Below are 21,370 nucleotides of genomic sequence, written 5' to 3' on the forward strand. Positions count from 1 at the left end.
CATCCATGGGTGATCACCCCCAATCCGGCACCCCGTACCCCCGCGACGTCCCGGGTCAGGGCCGGGCCGAAATGTCGGCACCGATCGCTAGCGTGATGGCCATGTCGTCCGCCGTCACCCTCAGCAGGAGCGCCGCCCGCCGGATCTGGATGCGGGCCCAGCGACTCGACAGCCGCGCTCCGTTCGGCGCCGGACCGGAGGCGACCCACGCGGCCGTCGAACACCTCGGCTACGTGCAGATCGACACGATCCACGTGATCGAGCGCTGCCACCACCACATCCTCTGGAGCCGGATCCCGGACTACCGGCGGGCGGACCTGCAGCGCGCCCAGACGGTCGACAAGTCGGTCTTCGAATACTGGACGCACGCGCTCGCCTACGTTCCGACCCGCGACTTCCGCTACTGCGTCGGGCCGATGATGCGCGAGCGGCGCCGCCCCGTGGCGCAGTGGTTCGGCACGGTGACGGATGCCGACGTGCGCCGGGTGCTTCGACTGATCAAGGCCGAGGGCCCGCTGACGGTCCGTGACTTCAAGGACGACGTGCTGGTCGAGAAGACGCACGCCTGGGCCAGCCGGAAGCCGTCCAAGGCCGCACTCCAGGTCGCGTTCTTTCGAGGCCAGGTGGCGATCAGTGAGCGGGCCGGGATGGTGAAGACGTACGAGCTCACCGAGCGCCATTTCGGCTGGGACAAGCTGCCCCGGCCCACCACCGAGCGGCAGTGGCACACGCATCTGCTGGACCGCGCCCTCACCGCCCAGGGCGTGGTGAGCATCGGCTCGGCCTGCCATCATCAGCGGCCACCGGCGAAGGCCGGCGTGCGGGCCCTGATCGAGGCGCGGGTCAAGCGCGGCGACCTGGTGCCGGTGATCATCGAGGGCGCCGAGAAGGTGCCGCACTGGGCCGAGCCTTCCACCCTGGCCGCGGTGCCGGACCTTGATCAGGAACTGGTGCACGTGCTGTCGCCGTTCGACCCGTTGATCATTCTGCGCAAGCGGCTCGCCCAGTTCTTCGGCTACGAGCACGTCTTCGAAGCGTACGTACCGAAGGCGAAACGGGTGTTCGGCTACTTCGCGTTGCCGGTGCTGGTCGGCGACGAGGTCGTCGCGGTGATCGACTTCAAGACCGACCGTGATCAAGGCGCCCTGCTGGTGCAGCAGTGGACCTGGGTGGGCCGGGGCGACGAGCGCCGGCACCGGGCACCGATCGAGGCCGAGCTGGACCGCTTCGAACGCTTCCAGCTGGCGCGGTCCTGATCATCGCGCCGGCTGCGGATCGACCGCGCCGAGCCCGGCGGTCCCGCGTACCGACGCGGTGATCAACTGGCGCACCGGTCCGGACGGGTCTCGGCCCAGTTCCCGCAGCGCGACGGCCAGCGAGTGGCAGTCGAACAGGGCCGAGTGCTGGCCGCCCGCGGCACCCGGCCTGGGCAGCCCCAAAACGGACCAGAGCCGTCCGGCGTTCGCGGACGCAGTGGCCGGCGCGAGGGAGTTGATCAAGGGGCGAAGGTTGACGAAACCCGAACCCAGGAAGCCGTTCGCCACCTGCTCGCCGCGGCTCCTGGCCCAGCCGACGTTCTCGCCGAGGACGACCATGTCGTTGCCGTAGGAGACCACGACCTGCTGCCGGCAGAAGCCGAGGAACGCGCCGAGTGCAGCCGCGGGCGGCCGGCCCTGCCGGTCGAGCTCGCCCTGCTCGATCCCGGTCAGTTCGCTCACGTACGGCGACAGTGTCGGGTTCTGCACCGGCCGGACCAGGGCCTCGAACTCGTCCACGACCTCGTACGTGTCCGCCGCCAGCCGCAGCGCCGCGATCTGGATGATCTCCCGCAACTGCCCCGGCGCCGACCAGTCCGCGGCGTTGGCACCCGGCCAGGACGTGAACTCGAGATCGAACACGACGAAGGTCTCCACCGTTGCACCTCTTCTGCTGTCGCCGGAACCGCCAGACGCATCCTGCCAGCCCCGTAAAGTTGCAGGCATGGCGAGCGATCGGGTCAAGGGCCACCTGGACGGGCTCTTGCTGGCGGTGATCGAACAGGGGCCGCTGCACGGATATGCCGTGATCGAGGCGCTCCAGGTACGGTCGGGCGGCTCGCTCGCGCTGCCGACCGGAACGGTCTACCCGGCGCTGCGGCGCCTGGAGGAGGCCGGCTGGATCAGCGGCCGTTGGTCCACCGTCGACGGCCGGCGGCGGCGGACGTACCGGCTGACCAGTGCCGGGCAGAAGGCGCTCGCCGCGGAACGGAACGAATGGTCGGCGTTCTCGGGCGCCGTCGGCCGCGTGCTGGGAGAGGCGTGATGATGACGTTGGGTCGCCGCGACCCGATCAGCGAGGTGGTCGCGCAATTGGCACGGCAACTGCCGCCGCCACTCCGTCCGGCGGGTCTGCTGCGTGAGGTCCGGGACGGGTTGAGCGATGCCGCGGAGGCGTATCAGAGAGCCGGGTTCCCGCGACCGGAAGCGGCGCGGCGAGCCGTGGCGGACTTCGGGCCGGTCGACGACGCCGCCACCGAGGTGGCCAACGCCTCGCTGGCACGGCTCTGCCGGCTCACGTCGTACCTGGTCAGCATCGGCTATCTGATGACCATCGCTGCCTGGTTCATCCTCGTCCTGGCCGGCCCTGACGTCACTCCCTGGGTGGCCAACCCACCGGGACCGACCGCGTATTGGTTCGGCCTGCTGACGATCAGTGCGACCACGGCCGGGCTGCTCGCCGTACGGCGACTCCGTGGCGACGCCCGGAGCAAGCGGACGGCGGCCGCCTCGGCGCGGATCGTCATCGGAATCGCGCTCGGCAGCAGTGCGCTGACTCTGGCATCGTCCTACCTGGTCTCGCCGTGGCGGGGCGAACTGATCCCGCGCGGCGCCTGGTCGCTGCACGATCTGGTCGAGGTGTTCTCCGGAGCGGTCCAGGTGATCATCCTCGCGGCGGCAGCCCGCTGCATCCTCAGCCTGCTCGCGGCCCGCCATCTCGGGACGGGCCGCCGGGCGTTCGAGGAGACGGTCAGGACTTGACGGCCTGGAGGCTGATCGAGATGTCGACCTTGTCGCCGATCAGCAGCCGGTCGCCCTCGAGCGGGACGTTGAAGTCGACCTTGTAGTCGGACCGGTTGATGGTGACGCTCGCCTCGGCGCCGAGCCGGGTCGCACCGTAGGCGTCGCCGGCCACACCGAGGAACTCGGCGGCCAGGTCGACGGACTTGGTGATCCCGTTGATGGTCAGGTCGCCACTGATGACGTAGCCGTCACCCTTGGCCGTGATCGCGGTGCTGGCGAAGGTGATCTCCTGGCCCGCGTCGGCGTCGAAGAAGTCGGTCGACTTGAGGTGGCCGTCGCGCTGGCTGTTGTTCGTGGAGATCGACGAGACCTTGATCGCGACGTTCACCGAGGACTCGGTGGGGTCGTCCGACTTGGTGATGATCTCGCCGCTGAAGTCCGCGAACGTGCCGCGCACCTTCGACATCAGGTGCCGAACCGAAAAGCCGACCTCGGAGTGAGAGTTGTCGATCGCCCAGGTGCCCGCGGTCAGGGTTTCGGCCTGAATGTCGTGGCTCATAGTCATGTGCTCCTCGTAGAGATTGGTTGAGGCTTCAATGACTTCAGCATAGGTCAAGGAAGTTGAATGGTCAACTTTCTGGAGTTACCGTGGAGTGACGAAGGGAAGGAGGTTCGGTGACCGACGACGGCAATCCGGTCTGGCTGACCGAGGAACAGCAGCGGGTCTGGCGGGCGTACCTGCTCGGCAGCGCGCGGCTCAGCGAACTGCTCGACGCGGGCTTGCGGCGCTACGGCATCGACCTCGCGGAGTACGAGATCCTGGTGGTCCTCTCCGAGTCCGAGGGCCACCGGCTGCGGATGTCCGAACTCGCCCGGGCCGTGCATCAGTCACGATCCCGGCTGACCCACACCATCACCCGGATGGCCCGATCCGGCCTGGTCCGCCGAGCCACCTGCCCGACCGACCGGCGCGGCGTCTGGGCCGAACTCTCCGACCAGGGCCGGGCCCTGCTGCGCGACGCCGCCCCCGATCACGTCCGGGCCGTCCGGGAGAACTTCGTCGAGGCCGTCTGCCCCGAGGACTACACCGCCGTCGGGCGAGCGTTCGCCTCCGTCGCGGACACCATCGGCGCATCCTGACCCCACCGGTCCAACCCGAGCCTCGCACCCGCCTGCGTCCCATCCGCCCCTCGCCGAGCGGACCCCTTGACCGGCAGAAACGGCGAAAATCAAGGTCCAAACGTCCGCTCGGCGAACCCAAACTTCACGACCGGCCCCACGCCCCGAACCTGCCGAACGGCAACACCGCGACGCCGCCACTCCGGCACCCGCGCCCGCCCGCACCCCAAGCCCGCGCGAACGACTCGCCTGCAACATCGCGGCCCCACGCGAACCCGCGCCCCGGCCGGACTCACCCCGAACCTCGTGACCCGACCGCCTGCACACCACCCAGCACACCGCAACCCGCGCCCGCGACCGGCCCGCCGCCGGAGCCTGCCGAAGGTTCGCCATCAACACCGCGGGACGCCGCGGCCACCGCGCTTTGAGCCTGCCGAGGGCCGAGCCTGCCCGCCCGCCCTCGGCAGGCGCGGCGAGCGTCGTGGGTCTCGCGCTGCGGCCTTGCGTCCGGGCTGCGAACGGGGCGGGGTGGGTGCTCACTACCATCGACGGGTGAGTACGCGGACCGAGCAGGTGGCGGCGAATCTCGACCTGGCCGAGCAGTTCCGGCGCAACGGGATCGCCGAGATCTTCGACGACAGCTCCCTGGCCCGGGCCCTGTACTCCTCCGACGCCTCCCTCTACCGCGTCGTCCCGCAGGCCGTGGCGCGACCGCGCACGATCGACGAGGCGGTGGCCGCGATCGAGGCCGCCCGGGCCGCCGGGATCCCGATCACCACCCGGGGTGCCGGCACCTCGTGCGCCGGCAACGCCGTCGGGCCGGGCCTGATCCTCGACACCGTCCGGCACCTGAACCGGATCGAGGCGGTCGATCCCGAGGCGCGGACGGCGACCGTCGAGCCGGGCGTCGTCCAGGCCTCGCTGCAGGCGGCCGCGGCACCGTACGGTCTGCGGTTCGGGCCGGACCCCTCGACGCACACCCGCTGCACGATCGGCGGCATGATCGGCAACAACGCCTGCGGCCCGCGCGCGCTCGGGTACGGCAAGACCGCCGACAACGTGATCGCGCTGGACGTGATCACCGGCTCCGGCGAACGGCTCCGGGTCGGCCCGGACCAGTCCCCCGACGGCTCGCCGACGCTGTCCGCGCTGCGTGGGCTGGTCGGTGATCATCTCGGCACGATCCGGACCGAGTTCGGCCGGTTCGGCCGACAGGTGTCCGGCTACAGCCTCGATCAACTGCTGCCCGAGCAGCGGTTCGACGTGCCGCGCTTCCTGGCCGGGACCGAGGGAACGCTGGCGATCATCCTCGGCGCGACGGTACGGCTGGTGGCGGACGCCCCGTACAAGATCATGATCGCGCTCGGCTACCCGAGCATGGCCGACGCCGCCGACGCGACCCCGTTGATCTTGGAACACCGGCCGACGGCCTGCGAGGGACTGGACCGGAGGATCGTCGACGTGGTCCGCCGGGCCAAGGGCGACGCCGCGGTGCCGCCGCTGCCGCGCGGCGACGGCTGGATGCTGGTCGAACTGGTCGGCGACGACCCGGCCGAGCTGCGGTCCCGGGCGGACGCCGCGCTGGCCGGCGCGGGGGCGCTGGACGGCTTCGTCGTCGACGACCCGGCCCGGGCGCTCACGCTGTGGAAAATCCGGGAGGACGGCGCCGGTTTGGCCGGCGTCAGCCTGAGCCGGCCTGCCTATCCGGGCTGGGAGGACGCCGCGGTGCCGCCGGAACGCCTGGGCAGCTACCTGCGCGACTTCGACGCGCTGCTTCGTGATCATGGACTGGACGGGCTGCCGTACGGGCACTTCGGCGACGGCTGCGTGCATGTCCGGATCGACTTCCCGCTGACCGATCCGGGCGGTACGGCTGAGTACCGGACCTTCGTCGAGGCGGCGGCGGAGCTGGTGGCCGGCTACGGGGGCTCGATGTCCGGCGAGCACGGCGACGGCCGGGCCCGGTCCGCCCTGCTGCCCGCGATGTACTCGGCCGAGGCGATCGACCTGTTCGGCAAGGTGAAGGCGATCTTCGACCCGGACGACCGGCTCAATCCCGGCGTCCTGGTCGACCCGCGCCCGGTCGACGCGGATGTCCGGAGCGCGGCGATCGTCGGCCGGGTCGATCACTTCGCCGAGGCCGTCCACCACTGCAGCGGGGTCGGGAAGTGCCTGGCCAACGGCACGCCGGGGCTGGGCGTGATGTGCCCGTCGTACCAGGCGACCCGGGACGAGAAGGACTCCACCCGCGGTCGCGCCCGGGTGCTGCAGGAGATGATCAACGGCAGCCTGGTGGACCAGGGCTGGCGCTCCCCCGAGGTGCACGAGGCGCTCGATCTCTGCCTTTCCTGCAAGGGATGTGCGCGGGACTGCCCGACCGGGATCGACATGGCGACGTACAAGGCGCAGGTGCTCGATCACAGTTACCGCGGCCGGGTGCGGCCGCGCAGCCACTACACACTCGGCTGGCTGCCGCGCTGGGGCCGGTTGATCACCCGGCTCGGGGCACTGGCCGGAGTGATCAACACCGGAATGGGACTGCCGGGCGTACGGTCGGTGATCAAGTGGAGCGCCGGCGTCGATCAGCGGCGGCAACTGCCGCGCTTCGCCGACCGGCCGGCGCGGAAGCGGGTCCGCAGCCGGACCGGCGGCGCCGGGCGTCCGGTGATCGTCTGGGTCGACTCGTTCTCCGACTGCTTCACGGGCGACGGCGCGGCAGCGGTGGTCGAGGTGCTCAAGGACGCGGGCTACGCGCCGCGGCTGCTGGAGCGAACCGCCTGCTGCGGCCTGACCTGGATCAGCACCGGCCAGTTGGACGGCGCCCGGCGGCAACTGCGCCAGGCGCTCGACGTGCTGCACCCCGAGATCGCGGCCGGGGTGCCGGTGGTCGGAGTCGAACCGTCCTGCCTGGCCGTTTGGCGCAGCGACGCCGCCGAGCTGCTGCCGGACGATCCCCGGGTGCCCGAGGTCGCCGCCGGTGTGCTCACCCTCGCCGAACTGCTGGACCGGACCGAGGGCTGGACGCCGCCTGACCTCACCGGGGTCGAGCTCGTCGTCCAGCCGCACTGCCACCATGCTTCGATCATCGGCTGGCAGACCGACGCGGCGCTGCTGGCGTCGACCGGCGCGGCCGTGACCACGGTCGGCGGCTGCTGCGGCCTGGCCGGCAACTTCGGTGTCGAGAAGGGCCACTACGAGGTGTCGGTCGCGGTCGCCGAACACGATCTGCTGCCCGCCGTCGCCGCGCACCCGGACGCGCTGGTCCTGGCCGACGGGTTCTCTTGCCGGACCCAGCTCGCCGAACTCGCCGACCAGCCGGCGATCACGCTGGCCGAGCTGCTGGCCCGGGCACCGCGCCCCGCTGCCCGGCGGCCGGCTCCCCCGACGGTCGGCCCGGCCGTCCGGCGTACGCTGCCGGTGATCGACTCACCCGAGCCCCGCAACGACGACGTTCGGAGACGACCATGATCATCCAGGGTGCCGTGCTGGACCGGATCGGCGCCGAGCGGCCCTTCCGCGAGACCGCGCCGCTCAAGATCATCGAGCTGGAACTGGACCCGCCCGGGCCGGGCGAGGTGCTGGTCCGGATCGAGGCCGCCGGTCTGTGTCACTCGGACCTTTCAGTGGTCGACGGCAACCGGCCGCGACCGACGCCGATGCTGCTCGGTCACGAGGCTGCCGGGCGGGTGGTCGAGACCGGGCCGGGCGTCGATGATCTTCAGCCCGGGCAGCGCGTGGTGATGGCGTTCCTGCCCCGCTGCGGCGAGTGCGCCGGCTGCGGCACCGACGGCCGGCTGCCCTGCTCCGTCGGATCGGCCGCCAACAACGGCGGTACGTTGCTCGGCGGCGAACGTCGGCTGCGCGGCCCCGAGGGCCCGGTGCACCACCATCTCGGCGTCTCCGGCTTCGCCACCCACGCGGTGATCAACCGGCGCTCGATGGTGCCGGTGGAGGATGACGTGCCGCCGGACGTCGCGGCTGTGCTGGGCTGCGCGATGCTGACCGGCGGCGGCGCGGTGATCAACGCCGGGCACCCGTCCGCCGGCGACACGGTGATCGTGGTCGGGTTGGGCGGTGTCGGCATGGCCGCCTTGATCACGGCCCGCTCGCTCGGGCTGGGCCGGGTGATCGGCGTCGATGCCGTACCGGAGAAGCTGGCCTACGCCACCGCCCTCGGCGCCGACGCGGTCTACCGGCCGGACGAGGCGCTGGCCGCCGGCCTCAAGGCGCCGGTGGTGATCGAGGCCGCCGGAAACGTACGGGCCTTCGAGACCGCGGTCGCGCTGACCGGGATCGGCGGCACGACCGTCACGGTCGGGCTGCCCGCACCCACCGCCCAGGCCACGATCTCGCCGCTCGGTCTGACCGCCGAGGCGCGGACGATCACCGGCAGCTACCTCGGCTCCGCCGTCCCCTCCCGCGACATCCCGCGCTACGCCCAGCTCTGGCGCGACGGCCGGCTCCCGGTCGAGTCCCTGATCTCCTCCCGGATCACCCTGGACAAGATCAACATCGCGCTGGACGAACTCGCCGACGGTCATGCCATCCGCCAGGTGATCATCTTCGACGAGGCCTGAGCAGCGCGATCGGTCGCGTTGTCCAGCCTGGCGGACAGCTGAATTGTTCGTGACGTCTCTTGCCACGGCGTGCCCGGTGGGACTTGCATGGCCTCATGCGGACCCCATCCAGAATCAGCGACCCTCGCCCCCGACTGTTGAAGCTCGCCCTGACCCTGGTGCTCCTGGCTCCCGTCGCCTCCCTCGGTGCCCCGACTGCGGCCGTGGCCGCGCCGGCGGAGTGCAGCTACCCGGCCGACGTGCTCGACCTGACCGGCTGGAAGGTCACCCTGCCCACCGGCGGAGACGAGGATCCCCAGGAAGTGACCCAGCCCGAACTCGCCGAGTTCGCCGCCGATCCGTGGTTCGTTGCGCTCGAGGATTGCGACGGGGTGCAGTTCCGGGCTGCCGTCAACGGCGTCACCACCGGCGGCTCGAGCTACCCGCGGTCCGAACTGCGGGAGATGACCGCCGACGGGTCCGACGAGGCCGAATGGTCGACGTCGGAGGGCACCCACATCATGACCGTCGAGGAGGCGATCACGGCACTGCCGGCCGAGAAGCCGGAGGTCGTGGCAGCCCAGATCCACGGCGGCGGCGACGACCTGACCACGATCCGGCTCAACGGCTCGGAGTTGTACGTCACCAACGACGACAACTCCCGCTATCACCTGATCACCGCCGACTATCAGCTTGGCACCCGGTTCACCGCCGAGTTCCGGGCGACCGGCGGCGCGATCGAGGTCTACTACAACGGCGAGCTGGAGACCACGATCGAGGTGGACTCCGACAGCGCCTACTTCAAGGCCGGCGCCTACACCCAGGCCAACTGCGAGCGGTCCGATCCCTGCGACGACTCCAACTTCGGCGAGGTGCAGATCTTCGGGCTCGCAGTGAGCCACCAGGACTGACGCCTGATCGCGAACGCGCACCGAGCACAAGGCGGACGTGCCGACCCCGGATCGGGCCCAGGTCAGGGAGCGCCTTCGTCCGGTGTCGCCTCGTGTCCCGGCAGCCCGATCGTGCGTTCGTCCTGCTTCATCCGGGCCTCGAAGACGTGCCGGCGGCCGCCGAGAAGCTGGTCGCGGGCCTCGCGTTCGAACGCGCGGAACAGGGACCAGTAGTCGTCGTCGTACTCCTCGACGATCTGGAACGTCCAGCGGCCGGGCAGCACGTTACGGCCGAGCAGTTCGGTCTCGATCCGGTCGGCGAGCTCGGTGTGCCCGGCCTCGCGCAGCGAGGACAAGGCCTCGCCGAGCTTGATGTCGGCCGAGCCGGTCAGCTGGTGGAACGCGTACAGGTGGCCGCGGGCCCGTTCGCAGGTCTCCAGCGCCTCGGTGATCTTGCCGACCGCCTCGACGGTCCGGTCGTCCACCCCCGGCGGCGCCTGGTGCTCCGCCGAGGGCAGTTCCTTCTCCCGGTCGCCGGCCATGATCGACGTCCGGTCAGGACCGGGTCAGCCGGCGGTGGGTGGTCCGGTGCGGCCGGGCCGCCTCGGCGCCGAGCCGGGCGATCTTGTTGGCCTCGTAGTCGGCGAAGTTGCCCTCGAACCAGAACCAGGAGGCCTCTTCCTCTTCGGTGCCCTCCCAGGCCAGGATGTGGGTCGCCACCCGGTCCAGGAACCACCGGTCGTGGGAGATCACGACGGCGCAGCCCGGGAACTCCAGCAGCGCGTCCTCCAGCGACTGCAGGGTCTCCACGTCCAGGTCGTTGGTCGGCTCGTCGAGCAGCAGCAGGTTGCCGCCGATCTTGAGCGTCAGGGCCAGGTTGAGCCGGTTCCGTTCACCGCCGGAGAGCACGCCGGCCGGCTTCTGCTGGTCCGGGCCCTTGAAGCCGAACGACGCCACGTAGGCCCGAGACGGCATCTCGAAGCTGGCCACCTTGATGTGGTCCAGGCCGTCGGACACGACCTCCCAGACGTTCTTCTTCGGGTCGATGCCGCCGCGGCCCTGGTCGACGTAGGACACCTTGACCGTGTCACCGAGGCGCAGTGAACCGTTGTCCGGCTGCTCCTCCCCCACGATCATCCGGAACAGGGTCGACTTGCCGACGCCGTTCGGCCCGACCACGCCGACGATGCCCGCCCGCGGCAGCGAGAACGACAGCCCGTCGAACAGCAGCCGGTCGCCGTACCCCTTGACCAGCTTGTCGACCTCCAGCACCTGGTTGCCGAGCCGCGGGCCCGGCGGGATGTTGATCTCCTCGAAGTCGAGCTTGCGGGTGCGCTCGGCCTCGGTCGCGAGCTCCTCGTAGCGGGCCAGCCGGGCCCGGTTCTTGGCCTGCCGGGCCTTCGGGTTGGACCGGACCCACTCCAGTTCGCGCTCCAGGATCTTGGCCCGCTTGGCGTCCTTGCGGCCCTCCAGCTGCAGCCGGGAGCGCTTGGTGTCCAGGTACGTCGAGTAGTTGCCCTGGTACGGGTGGGTCTTCCCGCGATCGATCTCGAGGATCCACTCGGCGACGTTGTCCAAGAAGTACCGATCGTGGGTGACGGCCAGCACCGCGCCCGGGTACGCCTTCAGGTGGCCCTCCAGCCAGTGCACCGACTCGGCGTCGAGGTGGTTGGTCGGCTCGTCCAGGAGCAACAGATCGGGCTGTTGCAGCAGCAGCTTGCACAGCGCCACCCGGCGCCGTTCGCCACCGGACAGCACGCTGACGTCGGCGTCGCCCGGCGGGCAGCGCAGCGCGTCCATCGCCTGCTCCAATTGGGAGTCCAGTTCCCAGGCGTCGCGCCGGTCCAACTCCGTCTGCAGTTCTCCCATCTCGGCCAGCAGCGCGTCGTAGTCGGCGTCGGGGTCGGCCATCGCCTCGGCGACCTCGTTGTAGCGGACGACGAGGGCCTTGGTCTCCGCGACCCCTTCCTCGATGTTCTCCAGGACGGTCTTGTCCTCGGTCAGCGGCGGCTCCTGCAGCAGGATGCCGACCGTCGCGTCCTTCGCCAGCCGAGCCTCTCCGTTGTTGGGGTGCTCGATCCCAGCCATCAGCTTGAGCAGGGTCGACTTGCCGGTGCCGTTGGGGCCGACGACGCCGATCTTTGCGCCGGGCAGGAAATCGAGGGTGACGTTGTCCAGGATGACCTTGTCACCGAGGGCCTTGCGAACGTTGTGCAACGAGTAGACGTACTCAGCCATGGAATCAGCGCATGCCTTCACAAATCGGGACTTGAGGTGCAACCGCCAAGTATGCCAGCGGCAACCCCGGACGTCAGATCGCGCAGGCGGCCGGACAGGGCCCGAGGCGGGAGCCGCGGCGATGCGGCGCGCGCGGCTCCCTCCGCACCCACCCTCGACTACTAGGCGAGGGCGAGTCGGTCCTCGTGTGCCGCCGCGGCCAGATCCTCCTGTTCCAGGCTCTCCGGCGTTTCCACCTTCTCGATCAGGTCGCCCATGTCCGGCTCCTCGAACGTCTGCGGCCGTTCGTTCTTCTTGAACATGCTGGTGCCCCGGTTCAGGTCGTGCCCGACGACCAGGGCCTCGATCACGGTCCGCTCGTTCGTCTCGCCGTCGCGCTCCCAGGTCTCCCGCCGCAACTTGCCCCAGACCGTCACCGGGTCGCCCTTGCTGACGCTGGACCCGACGTTCTGGGCCAACCCGCGGAAGCAGACCACCGTGATCCAGTTGGTCTCGCCGTCGGTCCAGGCGCCGCCCCGTTTGATCCGCGGCGTCGCGGCCAGCCGGAACGAGGCGTGATGCGTCGTGTAGCTGCGGTCGCCGGACGTCAGGCAGCGGTACTCCACGGCGCTGCCGACCCAGCCGGTCATGCTGACGTAGGTCTCCATCTGCGTTTCTCCTCTGCTCGGTCCGATTCGGACTTCTCGCCGCAGGAGTCTGCGCAGAACGCCGCGGATCGTTCAGCTCGGAAGAAATCTGTGGATGACCGAACTCGCCGGGCCGCCGCTGTGGATAACCGCCGGTCACCAGCCGATACGAGCCTTGTCGCCACCAAGATGTCGCGCTTACCATCCATATCATGGATTCAGCGTCGAATATACGGATTAGTCCTATCAAGCTCAGTCGCCGCAGTGCCGTCGGACTGTTGCTCACCGGAGCCGTTCTGCCGCCCGTCCTGGGCGCCTCCACCGCCTCCGCCGAACCGCAGGCCGGACCAGCTCAGGCACCCCTGACGGACGCGCTCCGGCGGCTCCCCAAACCGAACCTCGAGTTCCGTGAGGTCGCCCGGATCTCCAACCAGGCTTACCGAATCACCTTCCACGAGGCCTCTTGGGACGCTCCCGGAGAGGGCCGTCTGCGCACGGTCGTCCGGGACCTGGCGATCGCCACCCCGGACGGCTGGGTGACGCTGACCGATCCTGCGCACCGGTTCGACGAGCAGTGGGTCGTGTTCACCGGCGAGCACCCCGGCGGGCCGGCCTACTACTACGGACCGCTGACAACGCACTGGGTTGCCTTCGACTCCGTACGCAAGCTCAGCCCGACCGTGGTCGAGCTGCGAGCCGGCCAGCCCGGCCGCTACGACCTGGTGGTCCGCTGGAATCTCGATCATGGACTGCCGACGCTGGACCACGTCCTGACCGCCGGCCGGGAGGATCACTACCTGGTCGGCTACCAGTCGTTCGACACCACCGACCGTGATCACGTCGACGAGGTCCTGTGCGGCGCGCTGCAGCACGCGAAGGTCGTCTACGAGACGCCCAACGCGCTCGCGGCGTGGGAACTGTTCACGCCGGCCGCCCTGCTGCAACGCCGGCTGGCCGGCCGGGACGTGAGCTACGGTGTCTTCATCCCCGGCGATGTGATGGCGTTCCAACACGAGCGTCAGCTCGGCCCGCACCGGCAGCCGTACGGAATGAGCCTGCGCAACGACGACGGCGCGCTCACCCCGGTCGCCTACGCACCGCACATCGGCGAGCTGACCCCGCTCGCGGCGGGCCAGCAGCGCGGCTTCTCGTTCGGCGTGATCGCCCACCCGGGCCCGCTCTACCAGGCCTATGACCACCTGCTGCGGACCGAGTACGACTACCGGGCGTACCGCCAGAACGTCTACGACACGTCGCTGACCGACACCGTGCACAACATCACCGAGCTGATCGGCATCGAGCCCGACGGCCACGACGCCGAGCAGTTCGTGCCGTCCTTCTCCGGCTGGTGGGACCGGGCCAAGGGCTTCGTCGACGTGGAGAACGACCAGTGCGTCCGCACCTCGACGGCCGGCGTCCTGCTGGGTGCGCACTACCTGACCCACCGCGGCGACGACGATCTCTATCAGCGTCGGGCCCGGCAGCTGCTCGAGTACCAGCTGTCCCGCAAGGGCATCGGCTACACGCCGATCAAGGGCAAGGCGGTCTACGGTGACCTCACCCAGTACCGGGTCGGCCAGGTCCCCGGCGACACGGTCACCCTGAACGGCCTCGACGAACTGACCCTGCGCCGCAACGCCGGGCTGCGGCGGATCGGCCGGCAGCTCGCGGTCAGCGGCGTCGTCGGCCAGGCTCGGCACTCGTTCTCGGTCGCACTGGCTGCTGCGCAGCTGACCGGCGACGACTCCTATCTCGACGCGGCGAGGCTGCTGGCGGAGCGCTACATCGCCGACGAGATCGACACGCCCTACACGGCGGTCGGTTCCGAGGTCGGCTTCGGCTACAACTACTGCCGCTACTGGGCCGACCTGTTGATCTTGTTCGAGGCGACCGGCGACGAGCGGTTCCTGGCCGGGGCCTATCGGGAGGCGAAGCGGTTCGTCACCCAGACCGAGGTACGGGTGGTGCCGGACGGAACGATCACGGTGCCGCAGGGCCACGTGATCGACAGCCAGTTCGACTGGCCGGGCGGCGCCCTGCCCGACTATCCGGGCACGACGCCGGAGCCGGAGCGGGTGTCGGCCTGGATGGTCTCGACCTCCGGCCTGACCTTCGAACAGCTCTCCACGTTCAAGGTGTTCAGTGAGACGAATCCCAACCCTGGTGGCGGTTTCGTGCTCAACCCGTGCTGGGCACCCTTCCTGCTCCGGCTGGCCCACTACGTCGATGATGATCTTCTGGCCGACATCGCCGACAACCTCGTGGTGGGCCGGTTCACCACCTATCCCGGTTACTACAACCGGCAGTTCCTGGCCTCGACGCTGAAGCCGGATTTCGCCGTGACCGGGCCGCCCGGACTGTCCGGGATCTACTTCCACCACGCACCGGCGCAGCTCGGGCTGGCGATGGACTACCTGTTCAGCGAACACTTCGTCCGGTCGGGCGGGAAGATCAGCTTCCCGGGTGCCTTCGAGGCGAACTTCGTCTACTTCAAGTTCAGTGTGTACGGACACCGGCCGGGCACCTGCTACGGCGAGGACGGTGTCTGGCCCTACCTGCCCAAGGGCCTGATCAAGATCGACAACCCGATGATCAACTGGCTGACCGGCGTCGGCAACGAATCGCTGTACGTCAGCCTGACCAACTCCTCGACCGCGGCCCAGCAGGTGACGGTGGACGTCGGCACGGAGTTGATCAAGGTCGAGGCGCCGGACGGGATCGAGGTCGTCCAGCACGGCACCGGAGCCACGAAGCGGTTCAGGCTCAAGCGGGGCCGGACGGCGGCCACCCTCACCGTGCCGCCGAAGGACCACGCGGCGTTGATCTTCCGCAACGTCAGCGTGCCGGGCCACCGCCCACCGGTGCCGAGTCACCAAGATCACGAAGCCGGGAGCAGCCACAGCCAGGACACCGACCCGACCTCGGACTTCGGTCTGGCCCGCGGCCTGCTGCTGGTGCGACCGGACCTGTCCGGCTACGACGCCTACGTCCAGTTCGACACCGAGACGCCGACCACGTTGCGGTACCGGATCGGCGACGGGCCCGAGCAGGAGACACCGGCCAAGCCGTTCCCGTACGAGTGGACGATCGGCGTCGACGATCCGGCCGCCTCGTTCACGTACCGTCTCGTCAACGCGGACCTGACCACCGATCCGGTCACCCTGAAGCTGCCGCCGGCGGTCACCCTGATCACCCCGGACGGTGATCCGGCGTCCGGCGAGGTCGAGGCGCCGGCCAGCACCGTGGCCGGCGGAGTCTCGGACGTCGTGCTGCGGATCCGCAACGCCGGTTCGGCCCCGCTGACCGGGCTGACGTACGCGCTGACGGTGCCGGACGGCTGGACCAGCACTCCCGGAGACGCGCCGGCCACGGTGCCCGCCCGGGGCACCGCCGAGGCGACGTTCCGGGTCACCGCGGCGACCACTGCGGCCTTCGGCGACGTCATCCTGACCGGCCGGGTCGGCTGGTCCGGCGGCGAACTCACGCTCCGCCCCGCGACCGTGGCGGTCCGGGACGGCCGGGGCGTGATCAGCCTCCGCGCCGAGCCCGAAGTGATGGCCAAGCCCGGGGACAGCGTGCGACTCACCGCCGGGTTCTACAACGCGGGCCCGGTCGCGACGACCGGCCGGCTCACCCTCGGCGGCCAGCCCGGCTGGACGATCGAGAACAGCGCGGTCACGGTCCACCTGCCGCCGAAGGCGGAGGCCAGCCACACGTTCGTCTCGCACTCCCCCGCGGACGCAATGGCGGGCGGGACGTTCCAGTTCCGGGTCCGGCTCGCCGACATCCACACGACGACCACCCGGGTCAAGATCGCCGATGCCGGCATCATCGTGCACAACGAGACCCCCTACCCGGACTACCGCGAGACCGGTGAGTGGCTGCCCAGTTCGCTGGCCGGCTGGAACCAGATCCGGTCCCGCTACAGCGCCGAGGGCGTGCTCGGCGGGACGGCGCGCTGGACGCCCGACCTGCCCGCCGATGCCGAGTACGACGTCGCGGTCTGGTACCCGTCCAACGTCGAGACGACCACGGCCGCGATCTATCTGGTCCAGCACGCCGCCGGGACCTCGGAGGTGGTGGTCGACCAGCGCAATCAGGCCAACACCTGGTTCACGATCGGCCGCTACCGGTTCGCGGCGGGCACGGAGAGTTCGGTCACGCTCGAGGTCCGCAATCCGGGGTATCACCGGGCTTCGGCGGTGCGATTCCTCCAGGTCGGGTGACGGAACGCGCTTTGTGGGTCTAAGATTCACTATACGGTTTTTCCATTCAGAACCTTCTGCAAGGAGGCAGGTACGTGACCGGCTCCAACCTCACTCGCCGCAGTCTGCTGCGCGGCCTCGGCGTCGGCGCGGCCATCGGCGCCGGCGCGGCGACGACCGCGTCGTGCACCTTGTTCGGCTCCGGCTCGAGCAGTACGTCCAGCAACGGCACCGTCACCCTGACCGTCGCGATCGTTCCGGACCCGTCGGGCGCCTCGCAGTTCTATGCCGAGCAGTTCGCCGCCTTCACCAAGAAGACCGGCATCAACGTCAAGATCATCGAGAACCCGACCGACCAGCAGCTCAACGCGATCGAGTTGATGTTCCAGCAGGGCAACCCGCCGGACGTGTTCCGCTGCCAGGGCGCCGAGGCGCTGAACCGGATCTCCGGCCGCGGCTGGGTCGCCGCCCTGGACGAGCAGGCAGGAGCCAGCGATCTCGCCGCGCGGTTCCCCGACGGCGCCCTCGATCCGCGCACCTCGGGCCTGCACCGGGAGGGCAAGCTGCTCTCGCTGCCGTTGGTCTCCGGCCAGTGGTCCGCCGGCGGCTTCCTGGTCTACAACAAGTCGCTGCTCTCCGAGGGTGGGTACGCGGAGCCGCCGAAGACCGTCAGCGAGTACGAGACGTACGCCAGATCCCTGACCAGCAAGGGATCCGGCAAGTACTTCGGCGCGGCGCTGTCCGGCGCCAAGCCGGCCGACATCAACGCACTGCAGGCGCAGGCCGGGCCGTCCAGCATCGGCGGTCTCGGGATCGACTACCGCACCGGCAAGACCGCCTTCGACGACCCCTCGCTGGTCGACGCGGTCGAGCTGATCCGCAAGCTGCAGGCCGACAAGGTCTATCAGCCGGGCTGGGAGAGCTGGGACGGGGCGCGGGTGTTCACCGAGTTCGCCAAGGGCAAGATCGGCTTCTACATCGGCGGCGGCTGGAACGTGAACGAGATCGCCAAGCTCAATCCCGCGCTCGACTTCGGGGTCAGCCCGGTCCCGGTGCCGGATGCCGGCCGCAAGGGCTACTACGGACAGTCCTCGGCGTTCGCCCCGCTGTGGTCGATGTCGGCCGAGTCCAAGCATCCCGAGGAAGCCTGGCAGCTGATGGACTTCCTCGTCTCGGAGGAGTTCCAGCGCGCGTACTTCGCCAAGTTCCGGACGTTCACCGCGATGGAGTCGGCCTGGCGCGAGGCGACCGACCTTTCCGAGCAGGAGAAGGGGATCATCGCGGCGTTCGACGCCAGCATCCGGCGTGCGCCCGGACCGGCCACCGACGGCAGCGTCGGCGTACAGAAGCTGCTCGCGGCCAAGAGCGCCAAGCCCGACCTCGCGCACTCCGACTCGTCGCTGCAGTCGATCACCCGCAACGAGGACTTCGCGCCGAAGGCGGAGACGCTGAACAAGAATCTGGACGCGTTCCTGGAGGCGGAGATCAAGAAGCTCAACGGCGAAGGGGTCGAGGTGTCCCGGGACGATCTCGTCTACGCCGACTACGACCCGCTCAAGGCCTGGACCCCGGCGTGACCGGTACGCCGTCCATGATCACCGACGCCGCCGGTCCGCGGCGGACCCGGCAGAAGAGTCTCGGCCGGCGGATGGTCGAGCATCGGTGGCACTACCTGTTCCTGGTGCCGATGCTGGTGCTGTTCGTGATGTTCACGGTGTGGCCGATGATCGCGAGCTGGTACTACTCGTTCTTCGACTGGGACGGGCTCGGCCCGGCCGAGGACTTCATCGGAATCCAGAACTACTCCGAGGTGCTGACCAGTCCGCGGTTCTGGAACGCCTTCCGGAACTCGTTCATCTTCTCGCTGGTCGCGATCTTCGTGCAGATGCCGCTGACGTTGATCATGGCGATCATCCTGAACAACCCACGACTGCGTGGCCGGAACCTCTACCGGCTGTTCCTGTTCCTGCCCGTGGTGACGACGACGGCTGTGGTCGGCATCGTGTTCGCGGTGATGCTCGACCCGTCCGGCGGCTTCGTCAACGAGGTCCTGCAGTCGACCGGGTTGATCAAGGACCCGATCAACTTCCTCGGCTCGGAGAGCAGTGCGCTGCCGACGGTGTTGATCATCGACCTGTGGAAGGGCTTCGGCATCACGCTGATCTACTGGCTGGCCGCCCTGCAGACGATCCCGGCCGAGATCTACGAGGCGGCCAAGGTGGACGGCGCCGGCGCCCGCCAGGTGCTGACCAACATCACGGTACCGATGCTGGTGCCGATCGCGATCGTGATCCTGTTGCTCACCTTCCAGTCCAGCATGAACCCGTTCGACCTGATCCAGGCGACCACCAAGGCCGGCCCGAACTACGCCACCGACGTCGTGGCCACCTATATCTACCGGTACGCGTTCGATCCGGAGATGGCCGCGCCGCGGTACGGGTTCGCCTGCGCCGCCGGCGTCGTGTTCGGGATGTTCACGTTGATCTTGACCCTGATCCAGGCGCCCTTGTTGCGGCGCCGCTACGCCAAGGGGGTCTCATGACGGCGCTCGCCGATCGTGATCTTGCCACCCCACCGATGACCGCCGACGGTCCGAACCGAGGCGGCTCGCGCATCTCGCTGTGGTTCCGGCACCGGGGCAAGCTGTGGCACCTGTTCCTGCTGCCGTTCTGCCTGGTCTGGATCTACCCGTTCGTCTGGGTCCTGTCGAGCGCGTTCAAGTCGCAGTCCGAGATGTTGCTCGGCGGGCTCTCCGTACTCCCGGAACAGCCGACGCTGGACAACTTCAGCCGGGCCTGGCAGACCGCCAACTTCGGCGCCTACACGGCGAACACGGTGGTCTTCTCGGTCACCGTGGTGGTGATCATCGTGCTGGTCTCGGCCACCGCCGGGTACGCCCTCGGCCGCGGCCGGATGCCGGGCAAGAAGATCATCATCGGCGTACTGATCGCGACCATGTTCATCCCGCACGGCTACACGATCATCCCGGTGTTCAAGCTGGTCGACGCGCTCGGCCTGAACAACGGGCTGATCGGCGCCGTGCTGGCCGCGGCCGGACCGGCGCACGTGATCCAGATCCTCCTGTTCATGGGCTATTTCGCGCAGCTTCCCCAGGAACTCGAGGACGCGGCCAAGATCGACGGGGCCGGCTTCCTGCGCACGTTCGCGACCGTGATGCTGCCGCTGGCCAAGCCGATCATCGGCACCGTCACACTGTTCTCGTTCATCGGCGCCTGGAACGCGTTCATGGTGCCGCTGGTGTTCACGCTGGGCCGGCCCGAGCTGCGTACCCTGGGCGTGGGCATGTACAGCTTCTTCGGCCAGTACACGGCCGACTGGACCGGGCTCGCCGCGGCCGCCTGCATCAGCCTGGTGCCGATCGTCACGGTCTTCCTGTTCTTGCAACGTACGTTCGTCGAAGGGATCGCGGGAGCGGTGAAATCATGAGCCAACACATGATCAACCACGGCATGGTGGCCGATGATGATCAGCCGGAGCTGGCCGAGCGCCGGCTGACCGAGCCGGCACCGGGCCGCCCGGAGTTGATCATCAGCTCGGTCGAGGCCTTCCCACTCACCCTGACCGGCGACGGCCGGCCCGACCCGGAGGGTGCCCGCTACCACGTCGGGCAGAACCGGCCGACGATCTATCCGGCCGGCCGGGAGACTCTGTTCGTCCGGCTCGAGACCCGGTCCGGTCACGTCGGCTGGGGCGAGGCCCTCGCCCCTGCCGCACCCCGCGTCCCGGCCGCGATCGTCACCGACCTGCTGGCGCCGGCCCTGATCGGTGCCGACGCCGCCGAGGTGAAGCCGCTCCGGTTCCGGCTCGGTGAGCTGATGCGCGAGCGCGGCCATCTGGTCGGGCACCAGGCCGACGCGCTGGCCGCGGTCGACATCGCGCTCTGGGACCTGCTCGGCGTCGCCACCGGCCTCTCGGTGGCGACCTTGCTCGGCGGCGCGTACCGCCGGGAGATCCCGAGCTACGTGACCAGCGTCGGCGGCGCCACCGACGAGGCGCGCGGCGAAACGATCATGAAACTGATCGAGGGCGGCGCCAGCCGGTTCAAGCTGCACCTCGGCAACGGTGTCGACGCCGACCTGCGCAGCTTCGACGTCGCGGCCGCGGCCGGGCGCGAGGCGCTGCCCGACGTCAAGATCGCCGTCGACAGCCATTGCGTGTACGACGGCGCCGACGCGCTCCGGCTGGCCCGCGAACTCGGGGCCCGCGGAGCCTGGTTCCTCGAGTCGGCCCTGCCCGCCGAGCACGCGGCCGGCTACGCCGAGCTGGCCGCCCGGGCCGACCTGCCGATCGCCGGCGGCGAGGCGTTCCGGCACCGGACCGAGGTCGCCCAGTGGCTCCGGATCGACGCGCTGGACTACTACCAGCCCGACATCGGCCGGACCGGGATCACCGAGGGAGCGGCGATCGCGGAGCTCGTCAACGCCGCGTACCGGCCGATCCTGCCGCACCACTCGGCCGCCCTCGGCCTGGCCCTGGTGGCCGGCCTGCACGTCGCGGCCACGGCCCAGAACGCGCCGTACTTCGAATACGGGCCGGCCACCGTCGAGGCGGCCAACCGGCTGCTGACCGTACCGCTGGAAGCCGGTCCGGATCACTACCTGCTGCCGACCGGTCCCGGGCTCGGCGTCACGGTCGACGAGGACGCGATCCGGTCGGCGGCGCGCTGATCCGGAACGACTCTGTCATTACAGTGGTGCGAACATCAGGCACGGCACC

General features: G+C 69.6%; 16 protein-coding genes and 1 pseudogene. 12 read left to right on the plus strand and 5 right to left on the minus strand.

Annotated features, from left to right (window positions below):
- Nucleotides 1-101: 101 nt before the first annotated feature.
- Complete coding sequence (locus BKA15_RS07460; protein ID WP_179749469.1) at nucleotides 102-1,256, plus strand: winged helix-turn-helix domain-containing protein; 1,155 nt, start codon at nucleotides 102-104, stop codon at nucleotides 1,254-1,256.
- Here BKA15_RS07460 and BKA15_RS07465 read toward each other — a convergent pair whose 3' ends face one another.
- Nucleotides 1,257-1,913, minus strand: a complete 657-nt coding sequence (locus tag BKA15_RS07465; RefSeq protein ID WP_179749471.1) for a 3'-5' exonuclease — start codon at nucleotides 1,911-1,913, stop codon at nucleotides 1,257-1,259.
- Between the two features lie 67 nt (nucleotides 1,914-1,980).
- Here BKA15_RS07465 and BKA15_RS07470 point away from each other — a divergent pair, with 67 nt between their 5' ends.
- Nucleotides 1,981-2,301 (plus strand): PadR family transcriptional regulator, encoded by a 321-nt coding sequence (locus tag BKA15_RS07470; protein WP_179749473.1) that lies wholly within the window; start codon nucleotides 1,981-1,983, stop codon nucleotides 2,299-2,301.
- Nucleotides 2,301-3,017, plus strand: coding sequence for a permease prefix domain 1-containing protein (locus tag BKA15_RS07475; RefSeq protein WP_179749475.1), 717 nt, complete (start codon nucleotides 2,301-2,303; stop codon nucleotides 3,015-3,017). Before BKA15_RS07470 ends, BKA15_RS07475 begins: the two co-directional genes overlap by 1 nt.
- Here BKA15_RS07475 and BKA15_RS07480 read toward each other — a convergent pair.
- A complete protein-coding gene (locus BKA15_RS07480; RefSeq protein ID WP_179749477.1) occupies nucleotides 3,007-3,558 on the minus strand; it encodes a YceI family protein in 552 nt (183 codons plus the stop codon). The genes BKA15_RS07475 and BKA15_RS07480 overlap by 11 nt on opposite strands.
- A 116-nt stretch (nucleotides 3,559-3,674) precedes the next feature.
- On the opposite strand from BKA15_RS07480, the gene BKA15_RS07485 reads away from it, so the two are divergent.
- The 4 genes and pseudogenes from BKA15_RS07485 to BKA15_RS07500 all read left to right on the plus strand — a co-directional run bounded on the left by BKA15_RS07485 (nucleotide 3,675) and on the right by BKA15_RS07500 (nucleotide 9,585).
- A complete protein-coding gene (locus BKA15_RS07485) occupies nucleotides 3,675-4,139 on the plus strand; it encodes a MarR family winged helix-turn-helix transcriptional regulator (RefSeq protein WP_179749479.1) in 465 nt (154 codons plus the stop codon).
- Nucleotides 4,140-4,691: 552 nt separating this feature from the next.
- Nucleotides 4,692-7,463 (plus strand): annotated as a pseudogene (locus tag BKA15_RS07490) (FAD-binding and (Fe-S)-binding domain-containing protein); the annotation flags it as partial.
- A 119-nt stretch (nucleotides 7,464-7,582) separates the two neighbouring features.
- The gene (locus tag BKA15_RS07495) at nucleotides 7,583-8,695 is read left to right on the plus strand and encodes an alcohol dehydrogenase catalytic domain-containing protein (protein WP_179749481.1); all 1,113 of its coding nucleotides are present in this window, start codon (nucleotides 7,583-7,585) and stop codon (nucleotides 8,693-8,695) included.
- 95 nt (nucleotides 8,696-8,790) lie between these two features.
- Nucleotides 8,791-9,585, plus strand: coding sequence for a polysaccharide lyase family 7 protein (locus BKA15_RS07500; protein ID WP_179749483.1), 795 nt, complete (start codon nucleotides 8,791-8,793; stop codon nucleotides 9,583-9,585).
- 62 nt (nucleotides 9,586-9,647) lie between these two features.
- On the opposite strand, the gene BKA15_RS07505 is transcribed toward BKA15_RS07500, so the two are convergent.
- The 3 genes from BKA15_RS07505 to BKA15_RS07515 form a co-directional block, all read right to left on the minus strand.
- Nucleotides 9,648-10,106 (minus strand): hypothetical protein, encoded by a 459-nt coding sequence (locus tag BKA15_RS07505; protein ID WP_179749485.1) that lies wholly within the window; start codon nucleotides 10,104-10,106, stop codon nucleotides 9,648-9,650.
- 13 nt (nucleotides 10,107-10,119) lie between these two features.
- Nucleotides 10,120-11,802 (minus strand): energy-dependent translational throttle protein EttA, encoded by a 1,683-nt coding sequence (gene ettA, locus BKA15_RS07510; RefSeq protein WP_179749487.1) that lies wholly within the window; start codon nucleotides 11,800-11,802, stop codon nucleotides 10,120-10,122.
- A gap of 161 nt (nucleotides 11,803-11,963) precedes the next feature.
- Nucleotides 11,964-12,449 (minus strand): single-stranded DNA-binding protein, encoded by a 486-nt coding sequence (locus BKA15_RS07515; RefSeq protein ID WP_179749489.1) that lies wholly within the window; start codon nucleotides 12,447-12,449, stop codon nucleotides 11,964-11,966.
- 257 nt (nucleotides 12,450-12,706) lie between these two features.
- On the opposite strand from BKA15_RS07515, the gene BKA15_RS07520 reads away from it, so the two are divergent.
- The 5 genes from BKA15_RS07520 to BKA15_RS07540 all read left to right on the plus strand — a co-directional run bounded on the left by BKA15_RS07520 (nucleotide 12,707) and on the right by BKA15_RS07540 (nucleotide 21,321).
- Nucleotides 12,707-16,654 carry a golvesin C-terminal-like domain-containing protein gene (locus BKA15_RS07520; protein ID WP_179749491.1) on the plus strand — a complete coding sequence of 1,316 codons (3,948 nt, stop codon included), beginning with the start codon at nucleotides 12,707-12,709 and terminating at the stop codon, nucleotides 16,652-16,654.
- Nucleotides 16,655-16,728: 74 nt separating this feature from the next.
- Complete coding sequence (locus tag BKA15_RS07525) at nucleotides 16,729-18,210, plus strand: extracellular solute-binding protein (RefSeq protein WP_179749493.1); 1,482 nt, start codon at nucleotides 16,729-16,731, stop codon at nucleotides 18,208-18,210.
- Nucleotides 18,207-19,175, plus strand: a complete 969-nt coding sequence (locus BKA15_RS07530; protein WP_312878855.1) for a carbohydrate ABC transporter permease — start codon at nucleotides 18,207-18,209, stop codon at nucleotides 19,173-19,175. The genes BKA15_RS07525 and BKA15_RS07530 overlap by 4 nt, the downstream gene beginning before the upstream one ends.
- Entirely contained in the window at nucleotides 19,172-20,080 is a 909-nt protein-coding gene (locus BKA15_RS07535) for a carbohydrate ABC transporter permease (protein WP_246322287.1), read from the plus strand. Before BKA15_RS07530 ends, BKA15_RS07535 begins: the two co-directional genes overlap by 4 nt.
- Complete coding sequence (locus BKA15_RS07540; RefSeq protein WP_246322288.1) at nucleotides 20,077-21,321, plus strand: mandelate racemase/muconate lactonizing enzyme family protein; 1,245 nt, start codon at nucleotides 20,077-20,079, stop codon at nucleotides 21,319-21,321. Before BKA15_RS07535 ends, BKA15_RS07540 begins: the two co-directional genes overlap by 4 nt.
- Nucleotides 21,322-21,370: the final 49 nt, after the last annotated feature.

The sequence above is a fragment of the Microlunatus parietis genome (genome assembly GCF_013407955.1).
Taxonomy (GTDB): Bacteria; Actinomycetota; Actinomycetes; order Propionibacteriales; family Propionibacteriaceae; genus Microlunatus; species Microlunatus parietis.